We start from the raw sequence: 15,224 nt of genomic DNA on the forward strand, positions 1-15,224 counted from the left end.
GCCAGCGACTTGGAATACATTTTTTGCCAAATCAATTGATAATGTGCTAATTTTCATGACGGACGTTCCCTTTTAACTGAGTGTGAGTTAACCAGTTTGGCGCATTGACGCCGTTTAGGGGAGCGTCCATCTCATCACCCAGTTTAAATATTCAGATAAGAAGCCACAGCGCGCCTTCTTGGGTGCGCCCGAATGCTATCGCGTTCTCGACGACACAGATTAATGAGCTTGCCACACCACTGATGAATCAACTGAGTAATCAGTTAACGGCTTTGGGGATTAAGTATCAAGTTGTTGAAGGACAAACAGCAACCAGAGGGCTTGAAATTGGTAGCTCTCCTCAAGCGGGCTATCAACAATTTAATGCGAATAGCGAGCTGGCAACCTTGTGGTTAGCGTCTGATTTCAAAACGCAATTTTCAGTTAGCCAAAGCAGTTTGTTACAGCGTTTACTGGCTATTTCGAACACCCCAACACTAACAGTGATCAATCTCGCCACTTTGTCACCGTCGAACTGGCAAGCGTTAAGCGACCTTGATAAGCAAAATATGAAGAGCATTATTGATAGCTACGCCGCGAACCAACGTCTCACGTCTTTGGCACGATTATGCAACGAAATGAATAAATGTTCACTGCACACAATTGAGTTAGAGCATGTCAATAAATATGCTTTGATGTTCAAACACAACAGCAAAATCACAGCCATATATTACCCCACTAAAAATCAGCTATTTGACCTAGATGGGTTTAATCTTATGATGAGCGGAGGCGACAGTGTATTTAATTAAACGCTTGCTTGCGCTACTGGTTATTGTCAGTGTGGTATTCACCCTACTGTTCTTTGGTCGATACTTTTTTGTTTGGCTCGATTCAGCTGAGCCTATTGGTGCCAGCACAGGCGAAGAAACACGCTCTAATGTGCAATGGTTGAGTAGCGATAAGCCACTGCGATTCAATTTTTCGAATCAGCGGACCCACTCGTTGCGCATTCTTTCTAATGCCGTATTTGATAACTCGATTTCTTTTGATCAACCGGTTAACTACGCTATTAAGTATGTTCTGTATGACCAACAAGAGCGTGTGATTTTAGACGATGTTTATCATCATGCTTCTAAGCTGTACACCGACTTAGACGGCCAAAAAATTAAGCAAATTATTGAAAACAAACAATCCTTGAGTGTTGCCTCGGGACAATCTTTTTACTTACCCATAGCTCATTACCCACATGCAACCAGCTTAGAGCTGACTATGATCCCCGAACAGGCTAATCTTCAAGGAGTGGTCGTTCGTGTGCATGCTAAAACCCCTGAACAAAGTATTGATCCTCTTAACACATGGCTTAAAAGACCATTAGATCGCCGTCAACGGGCAACAAACTATTTAACGTTAGGTGAAAATGCCTTAACCAGTAACGAAATCAGTAATGCGATGGCTTACTGGTGGCAGAAAATCGCCCCGCAAGGTATTCCAGATATCGACTTTAAATCTGATATTCTCTACGAAAGCCTCCCCTATAACGTGTTGACCTATGACTTTAGTGCTGAGCAGCACGGTTTAGGTGCTTACTTTGCCGAAGAGGGTTTATGCGCCAGCGTTCGCTTAGATGAACCCGACAGCCTTATTTTCACCGTCAAAGAAGGCGCAAAACTGCCACATTTAATGTGGTATGACAAACTGCAATTCTCGGCGCCGACGCCTGTCAGCTTTGCTCCTACCGATATTGAAAACCGCTATCAAACACAGCTCATTGCAGCTGGATTAGTGAGTATTTGTAGTGATGAAGCGATACTTACTCAATGGCAAACTCTCTCAGACACCCCAATTTTAACAAGTTATGCTGGCAGTTATTTAATAAATGAGCAAGGCAATGTCGAGTTTGATATTGACCCCAAAAGTGACTTAAAGCTAGACGTACGCGCTTTAGAAACAAGTCAGTTAGAAGTCGTATTATTTGATCAAACACACACAGAAATCGAACGCTACTCTTTAGCGCATAAAGGCGACGTCTCACACTACGATCGCCTTATCGACGATACAACGCAAAGGCAGCGTGTTGGTTTACTCACCTCGTATTATTTGCGCACGCCAGCTAATGCGTATCGAGTACAAATAAACGCGAATAAAGACGCTTATGTCCTGTTGCGCGCTCGTTACGCACAATTTCATTATCAGCGTGTAGTTGCTCATCAAAATATCACAACGCCGATTGATCAATTTTATGATATTGCAGCGTGGTACGAACTACGCGCGAATAATCACTTTGAATTAACGCAGCAGGCACGTTTTGCCAATATTCGAACCTTTACGCCCCCTGCTGAAGTTGAGCCAATGACGACCTTTTATCAGCCAAGAGAGCTTTACACTCTACTGCCTATTTCAAATGTGGCCCTCGCACTTAGCCCTGACCGTTACTTTATACCTAAACAACCGGCACAAATTTTTAACTTTGGACTTTACACACCTAAGACCCCAGCCAGTTATTCTGATACGGGTGATAACAAACTGATTTTTAGGTTGTCTAATACCCGTGCTCAAGAACGTAATGCATCAGATGTGTCAGCGACTGAGTTAAAACAATTACAAAACAAAGCAACGGCAACCTATCAAAACTGGCATGGTGAGAGACCATGGATTAAACAACGCCTCTATCAACTCAATAAAAATACGCCTTTGACACTCAACTTTGATGCGCAAGAACAACCAATGAGTGTGGTATTTAAGCTGTTTCGTTCGCGCAGTGCACAGCCTATTGAGTTTAACATTCTTGAAAAAGCTAATTACAAATCAGGATTAACCAGTGAGTACAGTATCGCTAAACAGCGTGTTCAATTGCATAGCTCAGAATTACTTAACGCGTTTCTAATTCATCCAATAAATAGCCAACTAAATAGCTACCCTAGCGTCACGCATACGGTATCAAGTGACATAAATAAACTGCACTCACTGACAATTAGCGCATCTGAGACAGTCTGGTTATCGATACTTCAGGAGTACCCGCTGGGGGAGCAAAAAGTAAGGTGGTGGAACAATGAATATTAAGTTTATCATGGGGTTATTGGTCTCGGCATGCCAAGCTGAATCAAACATCTCTGAACTTCATACCGACTTTCAGCAGTGGTTAAAAAATAGCGAGGCCGTCCCTTCCCATTTCACGTTAAAGGATGGAGGGTTATACGCAAAGAAATCATTAGATTCTGGCGGTGAAATACATTTTAAAGAAACCGGATATGCCTGTATTGCATATGCCCCACACCGCTTCTATGACCTGCATACTTTAGATATTGCACGCTCCCTATTTAATGACTGCCAGGTACTCCTTACCAATACCAAGCACCGCACAAGTCGCGACGCAAATGGCGTGCTTATTGACTTTGGTAAATATAAAGAAAGTGCTGCAAATGCATTTATTTTAGCTTATGCGGATACCGTTGAGTCTTTTACCATTTTCCAATTACATGGATTCGCCAAAGAAAAACGTAAAACTAATCAAGGCAGAAAAGCCGACATTATTGTCAGTCAAGGTCGTGAAAATGCATCGTTATTTACACGTAATATCACCGACTGCTTAAATGAAAAACTAAACGTTGCTGTGATGCTCTATGGCCGAGATATTTATGAGCTTGGAGGAACAAAAAATATACTCACAACCCTTGCGCCAAGCAATAGTCAATTTATCCATATTGAATTAAGCCGCGAAATTCGCGAAAAATTAATCACTGATAACCACTTATTAAAGCTGTTTAAACAATGCCTTACTTCGTAATTGCTCTCGTTAGTATAACGCTGCTGCTATGTCAGCCAGCCAAAGCCTCACAGCCAAAACACGCCGTGCTGATGCCCCCTACTTGGTTAAACACATCACCACACTTATCGCCTTTGGCGACAACGCAGCACCTAACTTTTGATGCCAAACAGCACCGTTATTTGTGGCTACCAGAAGGTCATTGGCTTGAAATAGCCCCCGCACTTTTAAATCAGTTTATTCTAAGTGCAGGTAACACGCAGTATTTACAACAACGTTTACGCGTTCACAGCGACTTACTTTGTAATACCAAACGCTGTCAGCTGCCAGCTACTGGGCATAACCGTATTATTGCCATACAAAATCATCTCGACGAGCGTGCTGAATTTACTGCCATGATAGGCCATTACCAAGGCGCAAGAGACAGCTTTAGGCGCGCCATAAAAATAGCCGCTCCTTCCATACAACTAAGCTCTGCCCAAGGAAATGAGCGGTATTATGCGCTCAAAAAAAATGAAGAAGTGAAACTGTTTTTTCCTGCTGCAAAAAAACTAACGATCTCTGTACGTCAAAATATGCAGCAGCCCGATCCTAATGGTGTGGTGTACGCATCTATTGATAACGAACTGGTTGCTAGAGTAAATACCATAAATAGCCAAGCATTTGAGTTTAGCGAATACGATGTTGGACTTGTAAACAGTGACTACCTTGCCATTGCGGCTAGGCAGTATTTAACTCTTAAAAGTCACACCAATGCGTATATTAAAATAGAGCAAAGCCACCGCGCTATTTATGATGACCGCGCAGCCGAAAAAGAACAAGAAAAACTGTTACTCCCCTATTGGCTAACCACCGCAAATGAAGCGATTGAATCGGTTTATAACACACACTCTTTTAGTGTGTTTAGCGATGATGTGTACACACAAAACAACCCGCTTTCTATAAAACGTCATTACAACTTATTATCGATGATGACAGTGCAATCAAAACTCACTGGCAGCACTGAGCATTCATCACTACAAATGCATAGCAAAACCATTAGCGAATTAGTGGAGCAACGCCTCGTTGATGAGCGGTTTTACCCACGTATTAATCAGCAAGTGCGCGAATTAACCTACCTTGGACACCAACCCATTGAGTTCGATTTAAGCATTCAACAACGTGCAACGCCGTGGTTAACCCTTATTGCAAAAACACAACAAGACACCCAATTTCAGTTAACCGCGGGTGAGCGTAATTGGCTTATAAACCTAAAAGCGACCGAACATTATCAAACACTTATGATTTCGGTGCCTATTTCAACCTCATCGGTAACGATTAAAAGGCTAACCAACACCTCGAAGCCTATCGATTTTGCCCTGTATGCGAGAACACTCGCCTCTTTACCGAGTGACGAATTACTGTATCAGCAACAGGGAGACCTCACTGAAACAAGCCCTATTATCGCTAATTTATTGAGTCGCTATTTAAACAAACAACATGACGACTATGTGGCTTCAATCGAACCCTATACACCGGCTTTGCAAAATAACCCCGATATAGACTGGCAAGCGTCACTCACAAAAGCACAACATATTGCTACATCAGCGCCTCTAGAAGCACTGGCTTTGTTAAAACCGTTGAGCACAAGCCCAGACCCTGATATTGCAATTCAAGCATGGCAGCTAAGAGTAGCCATACTGCGTGAACAACATCAGTTTCACCTTGCCAACAGTTACCTTGAAGGCTTGTATAAAAGCGCGCAGCACGCTCAGTTAAAACACTATGCCGCACAAGCCCTTGTTCGTGCCTATCAAGCAGAACAAATCGAACATAAACTTTTTGCATTATGTGCGGGGAACGTGAGGACAATAGAGCAATGTGAAGCTCAACTTATAAACCTCGCAGTAAAACAGCAAAAGAACCGTTTAGCAGTATGGCTTGCACATCAAACCCAGGCGCAAACACAGGTTGAACACAGTTTTAGTGCGCTCAATTATCAGAGTTTAACGGAACTTGAAAAACCTGAAGAGGCACTTTATCAACGCTCTATTGGCTCGCAATACGCGTTTATTAACCCAGAAGGAAAGCAACAAAGCACCCTCGTTAATAACGATATACCTTGGGTATTTACCGCTAACCGCGCAATGCATTTAAGCATAAAGGCGCGGACTAAAGCCGATCAAAGTGGTGAATATCATACCGCGTGGTTGAAAGCTGATAGTCAGTATCAGCATAAGTTAATGCCCATTTTTAGTGATATAGCGGCCACATCCCAATTCGTCAGTAATCAGCAAGCAGTCTCTATTGCCGCTAATTTGGTTATTAGCTTGCAAGCCGGTGAAACGCTCACTGTGACCACCAATCAAGCTGCTTACCTTGATATAAGTGTTATTCCAAAGCCGTTATTTGCACTTTTTGATTATTATTCTGATGCCACCACTCAAGCAACCAGCGATGATATTAGCTCGCTTATTCATGCGTACGATACAACGCCAAACAAACTCCTTATCAATGGGTTGTATCTACTATCTGAAAAACGCCTCAGCAATAATCAGTACACACAACTGCTGCAACGAATCGACACATTTCCCCCCTCTGCCCATTCGGTTTTCTTACAAAATAGAATTGAACGCTTTGGTCAGTGGCAGCCCATTGAAAACATGCTCGATTACGCTGGTACACGCCTGTTTAATATGCAAGAGACTGAACAACGTAGTTTTGCCGACAGGTTTGCTCAACACACGACTCAATCCGCACCTGAGCAAGGGATTTTATTACGCCCTTTTCATACTTTATACGTTGATTTAACGAAGACTGAAGGCACACAAATTCGCTTTAAATTTAACTTTTCTAGCGCAGAATTAGCGCGTGCAAATAGAGCAAATATCTCTTTTCAGTTAGCAAATCAACAAAAGGTGTGGTCTGTTTCTGAGCAGCAAAGCATTCCATTCACTTTTAATAAGCGAGAGTTAAACAACAATACAATTGCCGTACGTTGGCTCAACCCATACCTGTCGCAACAGCTTGCTATTGAAGCAGAGCAATATATTGCGGGGCAATGGAGAGCGTTGCCGCTACCAACAAATTTAGCGTTTTATACTGTATCAGCTGATACGCCACTTATTGCTAACTTACCTGCCGATACATTAGTAAAACTAGAAGAGATGAATGAAAACAAACGCAGCGAGCGTCGTTTTTTCCATCCAGCAGGTAAAATTGAAGTGCGCACGGATCAATTAAAGTATGTACGCCTCTATCGTTGGCATTTAAGTGAAAGAAACAACAAGATTACGAGTTTTTCTGACATCAATACGCCACTGCCAGAATTAGTCACTTATCAGGCCCCATCAATACCTAAAATAGTGAATAAGCAAGCCACTTTGCATAGCGATGAGACCAACCTACAAGGCTTTATTCGCTTTGATCGACAACATATATTTCAAAGTGCAGAAGACATTCCTGCACAACAAGAAACCGACATAGGTGTGAGGCTTCGCTTTAATGATCAACAACATTGGTATCAATTTGAAGGCTATTATGCGTTTGACGAAAAGCAGCATGACTTCATTGCCTTAAATGGTTACCACTCTTGGCTTGATGACACGAGCCATTGGTTTATCGATTCACAGATCACAAGTCGATGGCAGCTTAGTCGTGATAACTCTGATAGCCAATACGCGTTAAATGGCGCTATTAGTATTGGACAAGTATGGCGCCAAGATACAGTGCATCGGCATCAATGGTCTGTTGCCCCCTTTATTCACATCAGTAGCGCAGACTTAAACGACTACCTCAATGACGAGAAACTAAACCCTAATATTTTTAATTTTTATCGTGAAAATCATGCTTCTGGCTGGCAAGGTTCTTACCAATATCGCTACCAACCTTGGGTAGATAACTACCTCAACTTTGGTGTTGCATCTGGCTCAAATGATGATTGGCTAAGTCTTGATTATTTGCGGTTTAACAGCAGTTGGAACCAATATTACCATGGTCACATTTTGCAAGTTGGTCTTGATAGCTACTACCGTTTTGCCGATGATCATCGTGCAACAGCCACGTGGCAGTACATCAGTCGGGTAGCTTGGCAAAAGCAAATTGATATAGGCTCCTTCTCACAGGGTTGGCTAAAAATCAGTTGGCAGCAAGACTGGGGATGGAATAACCATAATATCAGTCTGGAATTTTCATCGGGCAATAATCAGCATACTGGCTTTGCTCCCTATGCCCATGATGAAATTATTTTTCCGACACTTCAACTTAACCATTTGCTAGAGCGAAGAGATTATGAGCAGTAAAGAACTTAAAAAACGCTTAGAAACCTTACTTTTTGCAGATATCGCAAGCTTTTGGTTAGATCTCTACAGGCAAAAATACCGTCAATTAGTCAACGAGCTAAGTCAATGGGAATTGATCAAGAACCAACCAGACGGACACGACGAAGATGACTGGCTATTACTGCAAGCAATTGCCTTTTTAACTCATAAAATAGATACCCTACAACATCAACTTACAAAGTTAGATGCAGATCACAGCCGTTTTATAGAAAAGCTAAGTCATGCCGAACTCAAAGCAGAAAGACAGTTCCATATACTGGATTATGCGGCCACGTTAGGGGCTGATAAACAACAGTTACAACAAGATCAAGAAGCCTTCACACGTTGGTTTGATGAAGGGGCCATGATCAACCGTTATCAAGATAAAGTGTCTGAACTTGAGCAATCATTAAAGTTTTTAATTGGTAAACTGGGCGACTTAACGCACCGTTATTTATGCCTTCATTTACATGAAATAGAGCAGTCATGGCAAACCGTAAATTTAGAAAGCTTTTTTTTAGATTTACTCGAACACACTGATAATGATGCAATAAAAAACTCTCTTTTTAGAGCCTTGGCAAACCAAGTTACTTTATTAAGCGAGCATGTGGACGATCCGGAATTTAGCGCGGATCTGGTTGAAATGCTGTTACTCTCACTTGAGAAATCAACCACACCACATGCAGCCAAAGTGGATATATTAGAAATATTGATCAACCTTCGCCCCACCTTTACCCGTTATTTCATGCGTTCGCACATTGACTTAGAGGTCCCAAAGACGGGTAAAGCTGACCGCCAGCAATTATTTTTATTAAGCGCTTTTTCAGCCATCATCAGTAAACAACAAACGCTCAATGAGGCAAATCAAAACCTGTTACAGTTGCTGGCAGCTCACCCCTACCCGCGCGTGCGTCAAAGTGTGATAGAACAATGTTTTATTTTGCCGTGCTCATTCGCACTTGCACTAATAACCGAGCGTTTAGAAAAAGAAACCCACCTCGCAATCAGGCTCACATTAATTAAACAATTAACCGCAACCCGATTTAGCGATGGGCAACACAGCTTGATTATTTGGCAACAGCAACTGATGCAAGCTCAACATTTTGCAGAGCAACGTTTATTGCTCGAACTTGCACCACGTATTATGTTTAATTTACAGGTTGAGTGTGAGGAGCAACAAGCCAATACGATTTTCAAGCGCTTCATCGACACCTTAAATAAACACCTTGAAGCACAACAAAACCTTGCCATAAAGCGGATTATTAGCCGTGTCCGTGAACAACTTGTCAGTTTTATGCACCAACAACACGTTGCTCAACTCGAGGCAAACTTAAACACCCATTCGTCAATCAATAACCAAAACATTGACGAGGCACTACTAGGCCGGCTTTTAAGTCAACAGGCGCAAAAATATGAAGCCTACAATGTGAGTCAAAAGAAACAAGGTTGGCACATAAATCAAGGTTATCAACGCGGCTTCCGCTTTTGGCGCTTTTGGCATGAATTTAAAAACCCCAGTACAGGTAAGCGCCAAAGCTATAACCATTTACAAGCAAGAAAACCCAGTGCATACATGCATGTTCCTAGCTGCACTGTCGCAGAAATTAGCCAAACAGATGTCCCCGGCGAACCGCGATTTGATGACCTACAATTTAGTTCGCGTCCTCATTTGCCATTGCTCGACTTTCTTTTAAGTACTTTATCGCAAGATAACTTAAAATCCCCAGCGAAAACCTATACCCCTGACGGCATATTAGTCGTAACACCACCCAAAACAGTATTTAAACGCCTTCAAGCATACTGCTGGATTTCATTTAACTTTGAAGAACTTAATAATTTACGAAACGGCTCAGACATAGAGCAAAATAATTTTTTAAATGCTTTAAGAGCGAAAGGATTTACATTTGATTTCCAACAATATGGTGCGGTACTCGATAGCGACTTCCCGGTAGAATCAAGTATTGCGACTCTGTATAAAAAACTCGCCGTTACCCCTTTTATGTTTAATATTTGGGTGAGCTTTAAAGAATATGCCTATTCAATTTATCAAAACAGTATTGGTCAGCTGGTATTTTTCGTGCTGGCTTTCATAGGTTACTTTTGGACACGCCACATAAAAGTGAGCCGCCAAATTCGCGCCGACAGAGCGCAAATTCCTGTATCTATTGGTGGTTGGGGTACTCGCGGAAAATCAGGTACAGAGCGATTAAAAGCAGCACTGTTTAGTAGCTTGAGTTTAAAGCTAATCAGTAAAACAACAGGCTGTGAAGCCACATTAATTTATGCAAGAGCCAGTGGTGAGCAATTCGAAATCCCCTTGTTCAGACCATTCGATAAAGCCAGTATTTGGGAGCAAGGTGATGTGCTTCATTTTGCAAAAAATGTTAAGGCCGATGTGTTTTTGTGGGAATGCATGGGGTTAACACCTCGTTATGTCCGTATTCTGAGAAACTGGATGCAAGATAACTTTTCAACAATAACCAATGCATACCCAGATCATGAAGATATATTAGGCCCCACAGGCATTGATGTTGCAAACGAAACAAGTCATTTCATTGGTGAGAATAGCCTTGTTTTTACCAGTGAACAAAATATGGCGCCGATTTTAGAACTCAATGCCAAACGAAAAAATGCCAGTTTAATTCAAGTGCATTGGGCAGATGGTATGCAAGTTACTGACGATATTCGTGCTTTATACCCATATCAAGAACACCCCGCTAATATTGCCCTTGTGTGTAAAATGGCGCAACACATCGGCCTTAGTAAAGACTATGTGTTTAAAGAAACCTCTGCACGCATTATTCCTGATATCGGCGTATTGCAACACTATCCACAGGCACGCATAGGCGCAATATCTCAGTCGTTTGTTAATAGCATGTCAGCCAATGAGCGCCTAGCAACACTAGAAAATTGGCAGCGATTGAGCCTTTATGATTTAAATAATAAAGCAGATACGCAAGTGATCGCCTTAATCAATAACCGTAATGATCGTGTGGCACGCTCCAAGGTGTTTGCCGGCATTTTAAGCCATGATTTGCGATTTGACCGCATCGTTGTCATTGGTACTAACGTCGATGGCTTTTATAGTTATTACCTGCAAGCACTCACAGAGCGCATCGATAAAATTATCAGCAATAATGACACCAAGGCCCTTGAGATTTTACTCACTCAGCTTAATTTAATGTCATCTTGTCAACTAAAGGCACGTTTAGTTATCGCCTATGATGAAGATATTGCTGAGAAATTACTCTTGTTAGCGCACCGCACTTCTGTAAATAAAACCGATATCAGCGAAGTACTCACGGATGCGAGTAAAAAGGAAATTTCGACAATCCTATTAAACCTAAAACATTATCAAGCCCGAACAACCTTAGACTCTTTAAAACAAGACATATCTAAGCACAGTGAAGAAATCAAGCAGCAACTACTCAGTATTGCAAAATCAAAAGTGACCTTGCTTGATGATAGTAGTTTATCTGCGGATGCACTCACCGACACAATCTCTGACTTAGCATTAGCAAATACTCATCAAGTCATTGTTGGGATGCAAAATATTAAAGGTGTCGGCCTCAATTATGTTTATGCATGGCAACAGTGGCAAAAGATTTCACACTCGGTAGAACACCTTTTTGATGAGCAATGCACGGCCAAAGAGTTTAGAAGTACACTGTCTAATTTAAATATGATTGTGTCTTTCAATCGTTTAGATATTGATTATCTTCAAGAAAAACTAGCGCTTTTAAAGAAAAGTGCATTGGCGCAAAATGAGTTTTGCCAAGCTGAGATCACAAGTCTATTCAACAAACTAGATAAAACAGATAACAAGCAACAACACACACAACAACATCAACATGCTTTTACACGTTACTTTAACCAAGTCGTTGAATCTTTTTTAGATGCTGGGGCTGCTGTTAAACGTAAAAAGCGCGCAAATCAAATTTACCAAGACATTGCTGATCAACGCATCACATTAGAAAAAGCCATAAAAGTATTGGGTAAGTTAAATCGAAATCAAAAAGCGGGGTGGTTTGCGAACAAGTCAGAACAAGATTAACTAAATAATGACAAAGTAAAATAAAAATCATACTAAAGGAGGTTTAGCATTTTAAACCTCCAAAGTAATTGAAAAATCAGAATTTTCCCAAAGATAAAACAACTGTTTTATCGTCAATAAGTTACCTAATTATTAGGGTATTTCGCATATAAACAGGACCGTTCCTCGTTTGAATACACTTACTCTAAAGCAGTAAGATGATACCTGTTCAGAATAGATCATTGCAGAGACAGTATTCGTTATAAAACGACTTAACGTTTGTTAGCCACACGGTGTGTACAGCGAAATAAATTGTGTTCAAAGCCTCAAAAATGCCAGCAAATCGCTGGCATTTTTTTTACTTTGAGCATTATACTTATACGTGCTAATAGTGAGTGTTTTGGCAGCGTATTAACATCATTGATTAGTGATCTTTTTTTGCTCAAGCATTTCTTTCCAATGCATTATCTCTGCCGGTAAAATAGGCGCAACACCTTTAAACCCAGCAACTTCAAGCATTTCTTCAACACTAACCACTCCTTTCTTACGCTTGAATACACCGCGTACATAAGCAATGGCATGTAAGCCACGCTCTGAATGAAACTTTTGCTCAATATAAAAATACTTATGATCCCATCCGACTAAACGCGTGCTTACTGTGTATTTTTGCATCGGTTTAATGTCTCGAATGTAGGTGATTGCCGTTGCGTTAACGATTGGAAACCAACGACGCTTCATAATATGCTGCAACAATCCAACCCGCTCAGTCATCCAAGTACGCGCTAAATCCATGATGCCTAAATACCGAGAGTTAGTCAGATGAAAATTTATATCACAATCAGTGGGTAATGCTTTAAATTCAATATCAATCGTATCAAGTAAGTCTTGGTAATCACGATTACGTTTAATTTTAAAAAACAATAAAATGAGTCGGAAATAGAGGTTCACGATAAAGGTCTAACCAGTTGTTAATGAGCAAAGTGTATCACAGCATATTGCTATGGCGAATATTCTGCTCTAATCTGTGCATATATTAGTATAAAAAAAGAATAATCTAATGAAATTTATTAATTTAGCGGCCTTGTTGACTGCAAGCTTATATACTCAATCTGCCTTTGCTGATTTTAATTACCCGGGCGAAGGGACTTTAAGTTACCCTACCGGGGTTGAGAAACCCTTTAAGTTTGGTTTTGGCTGGCAACAAGACACAGAGAAATTCACCATTGGTAATAAAACCTATGATATGTCGTTGCCTGAGTCTTACTCTGTCGCCATTACATTAAGTAAAGATGAGCAACAAATATGGGTACAGGAATTTAATAATGGGTTCTTCGAAGGGTTTCGTTGGCAAATTGGCGAGCACACTCTGGCATTAGAAAAACGTCAGTTTTCTGAAGCAGTCAAGGGCGATTATGTGATAAGCCTAGATAACCGAGACTACTTTTTTGCGCGCAACAATATCAGTATTGTTATTAAATTTGATAACGAGGGTATAAAAAACATCGCCATTGATGGCGTCACAAAAGACATGGGCACTAAACAATAGTGCCCATAGGGTAATTACACTTTCACCGTTTTACGATTAATGCCGTAATCTCTAAGCTTATTAGCCACCGCGGTATGGCTTAACCCTAAACGCTTCGCTAGCTGACGAGAACTTGGATACGCCGGATACAACTTACGAAGTAACGTGGCTTCAAAGCGTTTTACGGCTTGGTCAAGTGTGCCCTCAAAGTCTGACTCCAAATAGCCTAAATCATGTGTAAATGTTGGTAATTGTAAATGCTCAATTCTAAGCTCATTATCATCTAACAATGAAACAGCGCGATAAATCGCGTTTTCTAATTGTCGCACATTACCCGGCCACGGATAATCCTGTAAAAACCGTAAACATTCTTCCGATAAAACAGGCACCGAATGACCGTTTTGCTGAGCGTATTTTTGAATAAAATGCTCAGCGAGTGGACCCACATCCGCTTTTCTATCGCGAAGTGGCGCTATTTCAAGAGTCAAAACGTTGATACGATAGTAAAGATCTTCTCTGAAGGTGCCTTCTTGAACCATGGCTGGCAAATCTTTTTGAGTCGCCGCAATAATACGAACATTCACTTTAACTTCGTTTTCATCGCCTACTTTTCTAAAAGTTCCATCCTGCAAAAAGCGTAATAACTTAGTCTGCAACTGAGTCGACATTTCACCCACTTCATCTAAGAATACGGTGCCGCCATCAGCCTGCTCCAACACGCCTCGTTTTGGGGCTGCATTTTCCTCGTAACCTGCATAGCCAAACAGTTCAGATTCAGCAACATCATCTGGTAACGAGGCGCACGATAAAGCAATAAAAGGTTTTACAGAACGATTAGACGCATAGTGGCAAGCACGCGCTAAAAGCTCTTTACCCGTACCTGTTTCACCGGTTATTAAAATAGGTGCTTCGAGTTGCGCCATTTTCCGTGCTTCTCTGACAACACGACGCATAGCAGTACTAAAGTTATGAATAGTGGCAAAACTTTCTTGCCCATAACGACGAAAAGCACTGACCTGCTGACCAAGACGGCTTTGCGATTTAATATTAATAACAGCACCTGCAAGCACATCCCCTTCAACGCCTTGGGGAACTGAAATAGGCAGAATATCGGCAATAAAGTCTTCACCTGCCACTTCAACACGCGTGGTTTGTCCTAATACTTCTTTACCCTCAAGCCAGCGGGTGAAGTTAAAGCCTTTCAATAAATTATTTATATTAGCGCCAATGACTTCTTTTTCTGATAACTGTAAATCACGGCATGCTGCATCATTACATAAACGCACCCATCCTTTTGCGTCTATAGAAATAACGCCGTCGGGCAAGGCTCTCAGCAGTGTATTTAGCTCATTATGTTCTCGCTCAGAAGGTAAGAATGCAGTTGTTCGCACATCTTTTACGCCATCAATTAAACGAATTGATGGCATAATTTTTTGAAACTGCTCAAACTCTATCGGTGGAAAACTCACATACATTCGGCAATTAACCGAATCAACTTCGATACCTTTTAAATCGACCTGGTAACTTACCAAAATATTGAGAATTTCTTGTGCGATACCAATTCGGTCGGCACAGTGAATATCTAAACGCATTACATCCTCAAAGAACGGGAACCTATAGTATGAG

8 protein-coding genes are annotated in these 15,224 nt (G+C 41.3%); 6 read left to right on the forward strand and 2 right to left on the reverse strand.

Annotated elements, in window-relative coordinates; translation table 11 throughout:
• Positions 1-182: 182 nt before the first annotated feature.
• The 5 genes from JIG41_RS15915 to JIG41_RS15935 are packed head-to-tail and all read left to right on the forward strand — an operon-like array spanning position 183 to position 12,094.
• Entirely contained in the window at positions 183-788 is a 606-nt protein-coding gene (locus tag JIG41_RS15915) for a hypothetical protein (RefSeq protein WP_199525071.1), read from the forward strand.
• On the forward strand, positions 775-3,039 hold the full coding sequence (locus JIG41_RS15920) for a hypothetical protein (protein ID WP_199525072.1): 2,265 nt from the start codon (positions 775-777) through the stop codon (positions 3,037-3,039). Before JIG41_RS15915 ends, JIG41_RS15920 begins: the two co-directional genes overlap by 14 nt.
• Positions 3,029-3,763, forward strand: coding sequence for a hypothetical protein (locus tag JIG41_RS15925; protein ID WP_199525073.1), 735 nt, complete (start codon positions 3,029-3,031; stop codon positions 3,761-3,763). The genes JIG41_RS15920 and JIG41_RS15925 overlap by 11 nt, the downstream gene beginning before the upstream one ends.
• Positions 3,748-8,022 carry a hypothetical protein gene (locus tag JIG41_RS15930; RefSeq protein ID WP_199525074.1) on the forward strand — a complete coding sequence of 1,425 codons (4,275 nt, stop codon included), beginning with the start codon at positions 3,748-3,750 and terminating at the stop codon, positions 8,020-8,022. The genes JIG41_RS15925 and JIG41_RS15930 overlap by 16 nt, the downstream gene beginning before the upstream one ends.
• Positions 8,012-12,094 (forward strand): poly-gamma-glutamate synthase PgsB, encoded by a 4,083-nt coding sequence (locus tag JIG41_RS15935; RefSeq protein ID WP_065978572.1) that lies wholly within the window; start codon positions 8,012-8,014, stop codon positions 12,092-12,094. Before JIG41_RS15930 ends, JIG41_RS15935 begins: the two co-directional genes overlap by 11 nt.
• Before the next feature lie 396 nt (positions 12,095-12,490).
• Here JIG41_RS15935 and JIG41_RS15940 read toward each other — a convergent pair whose 3' ends face one another.
• A complete protein-coding gene (locus tag JIG41_RS15940; protein ID WP_036966987.1) occupies positions 12,491-13,021 on the reverse strand; it encodes a thioesterase family protein in 531 nt (176 codons plus the stop codon).
• Between the two features lie 109 nt (positions 13,022-13,130).
• On the opposite strand from JIG41_RS15940, the gene JIG41_RS15945 reads away from it, so the two are divergent.
• On the forward strand, positions 13,131-13,619 hold the full coding sequence (locus JIG41_RS15945; RefSeq protein ID WP_036966984.1) for a hypothetical protein: 489 nt from the start codon (positions 13,131-13,133) through the stop codon (positions 13,617-13,619).
• Positions 13,620-13,633: 14 nt separating this feature from the next.
• On the opposite strand, the gene tyrR is transcribed toward JIG41_RS15945, so the two are convergent.
• On the reverse strand, positions 13,634-15,190 hold the full coding sequence (gene tyrR, locus JIG41_RS15950; RefSeq protein WP_036966980.1) for a transcriptional regulator TyrR: 1,557 nt from the start codon (positions 15,188-15,190) through the stop codon (positions 13,634-13,636).
• Positions 15,191-15,224: the final 34 nt, after the last annotated feature.

This window comes from Pseudoalteromonas sp. bablab_jr011 (assembly GCF_016464045.1).
Taxonomy (GTDB): Bacteria; Pseudomonadota; Gammaproteobacteria; order Enterobacterales; family Alteromonadaceae; genus Pseudoalteromonas; species Pseudoalteromonas lipolytica.

Excerpts from the sequence above, each read along its gene's own strand:
- JIG41_RS15945 (WP_036966984.1), top strand. The coding sequence starts at position 13,131 with ATGAAATTTATTAATTTAGCGGCCTTGTTGACTGCAAGCTTATATACT.
- tyrR (WP_036966980.1), bottom strand. The coding sequence starts at position 15,190 with ATGCGTTTAGATATTCACTGTGCCGACCGAATTGGTATCGCACAAGAA.
- JIG41_RS15935 (WP_065978572.1), top strand. The coding sequence starts at position 8,012 with ATGAGCAGTAAAGAACTTAAAAAACGCTTAGAAACCTTACTTTTTGCA.
- JIG41_RS15930 (WP_199525074.1), top strand. The coding sequence starts at position 3,748 with ATGCCTTACTTCGTAATTGCTCTCGTTAGTATAACGCTGCTGCTATGT.
- JIG41_RS15925 (WP_199525073.1), top strand. The coding sequence starts at position 3,029 with ATGAATATTAAGTTTATCATGGGGTTATTGGTCTCGGCATGCCAAGCT.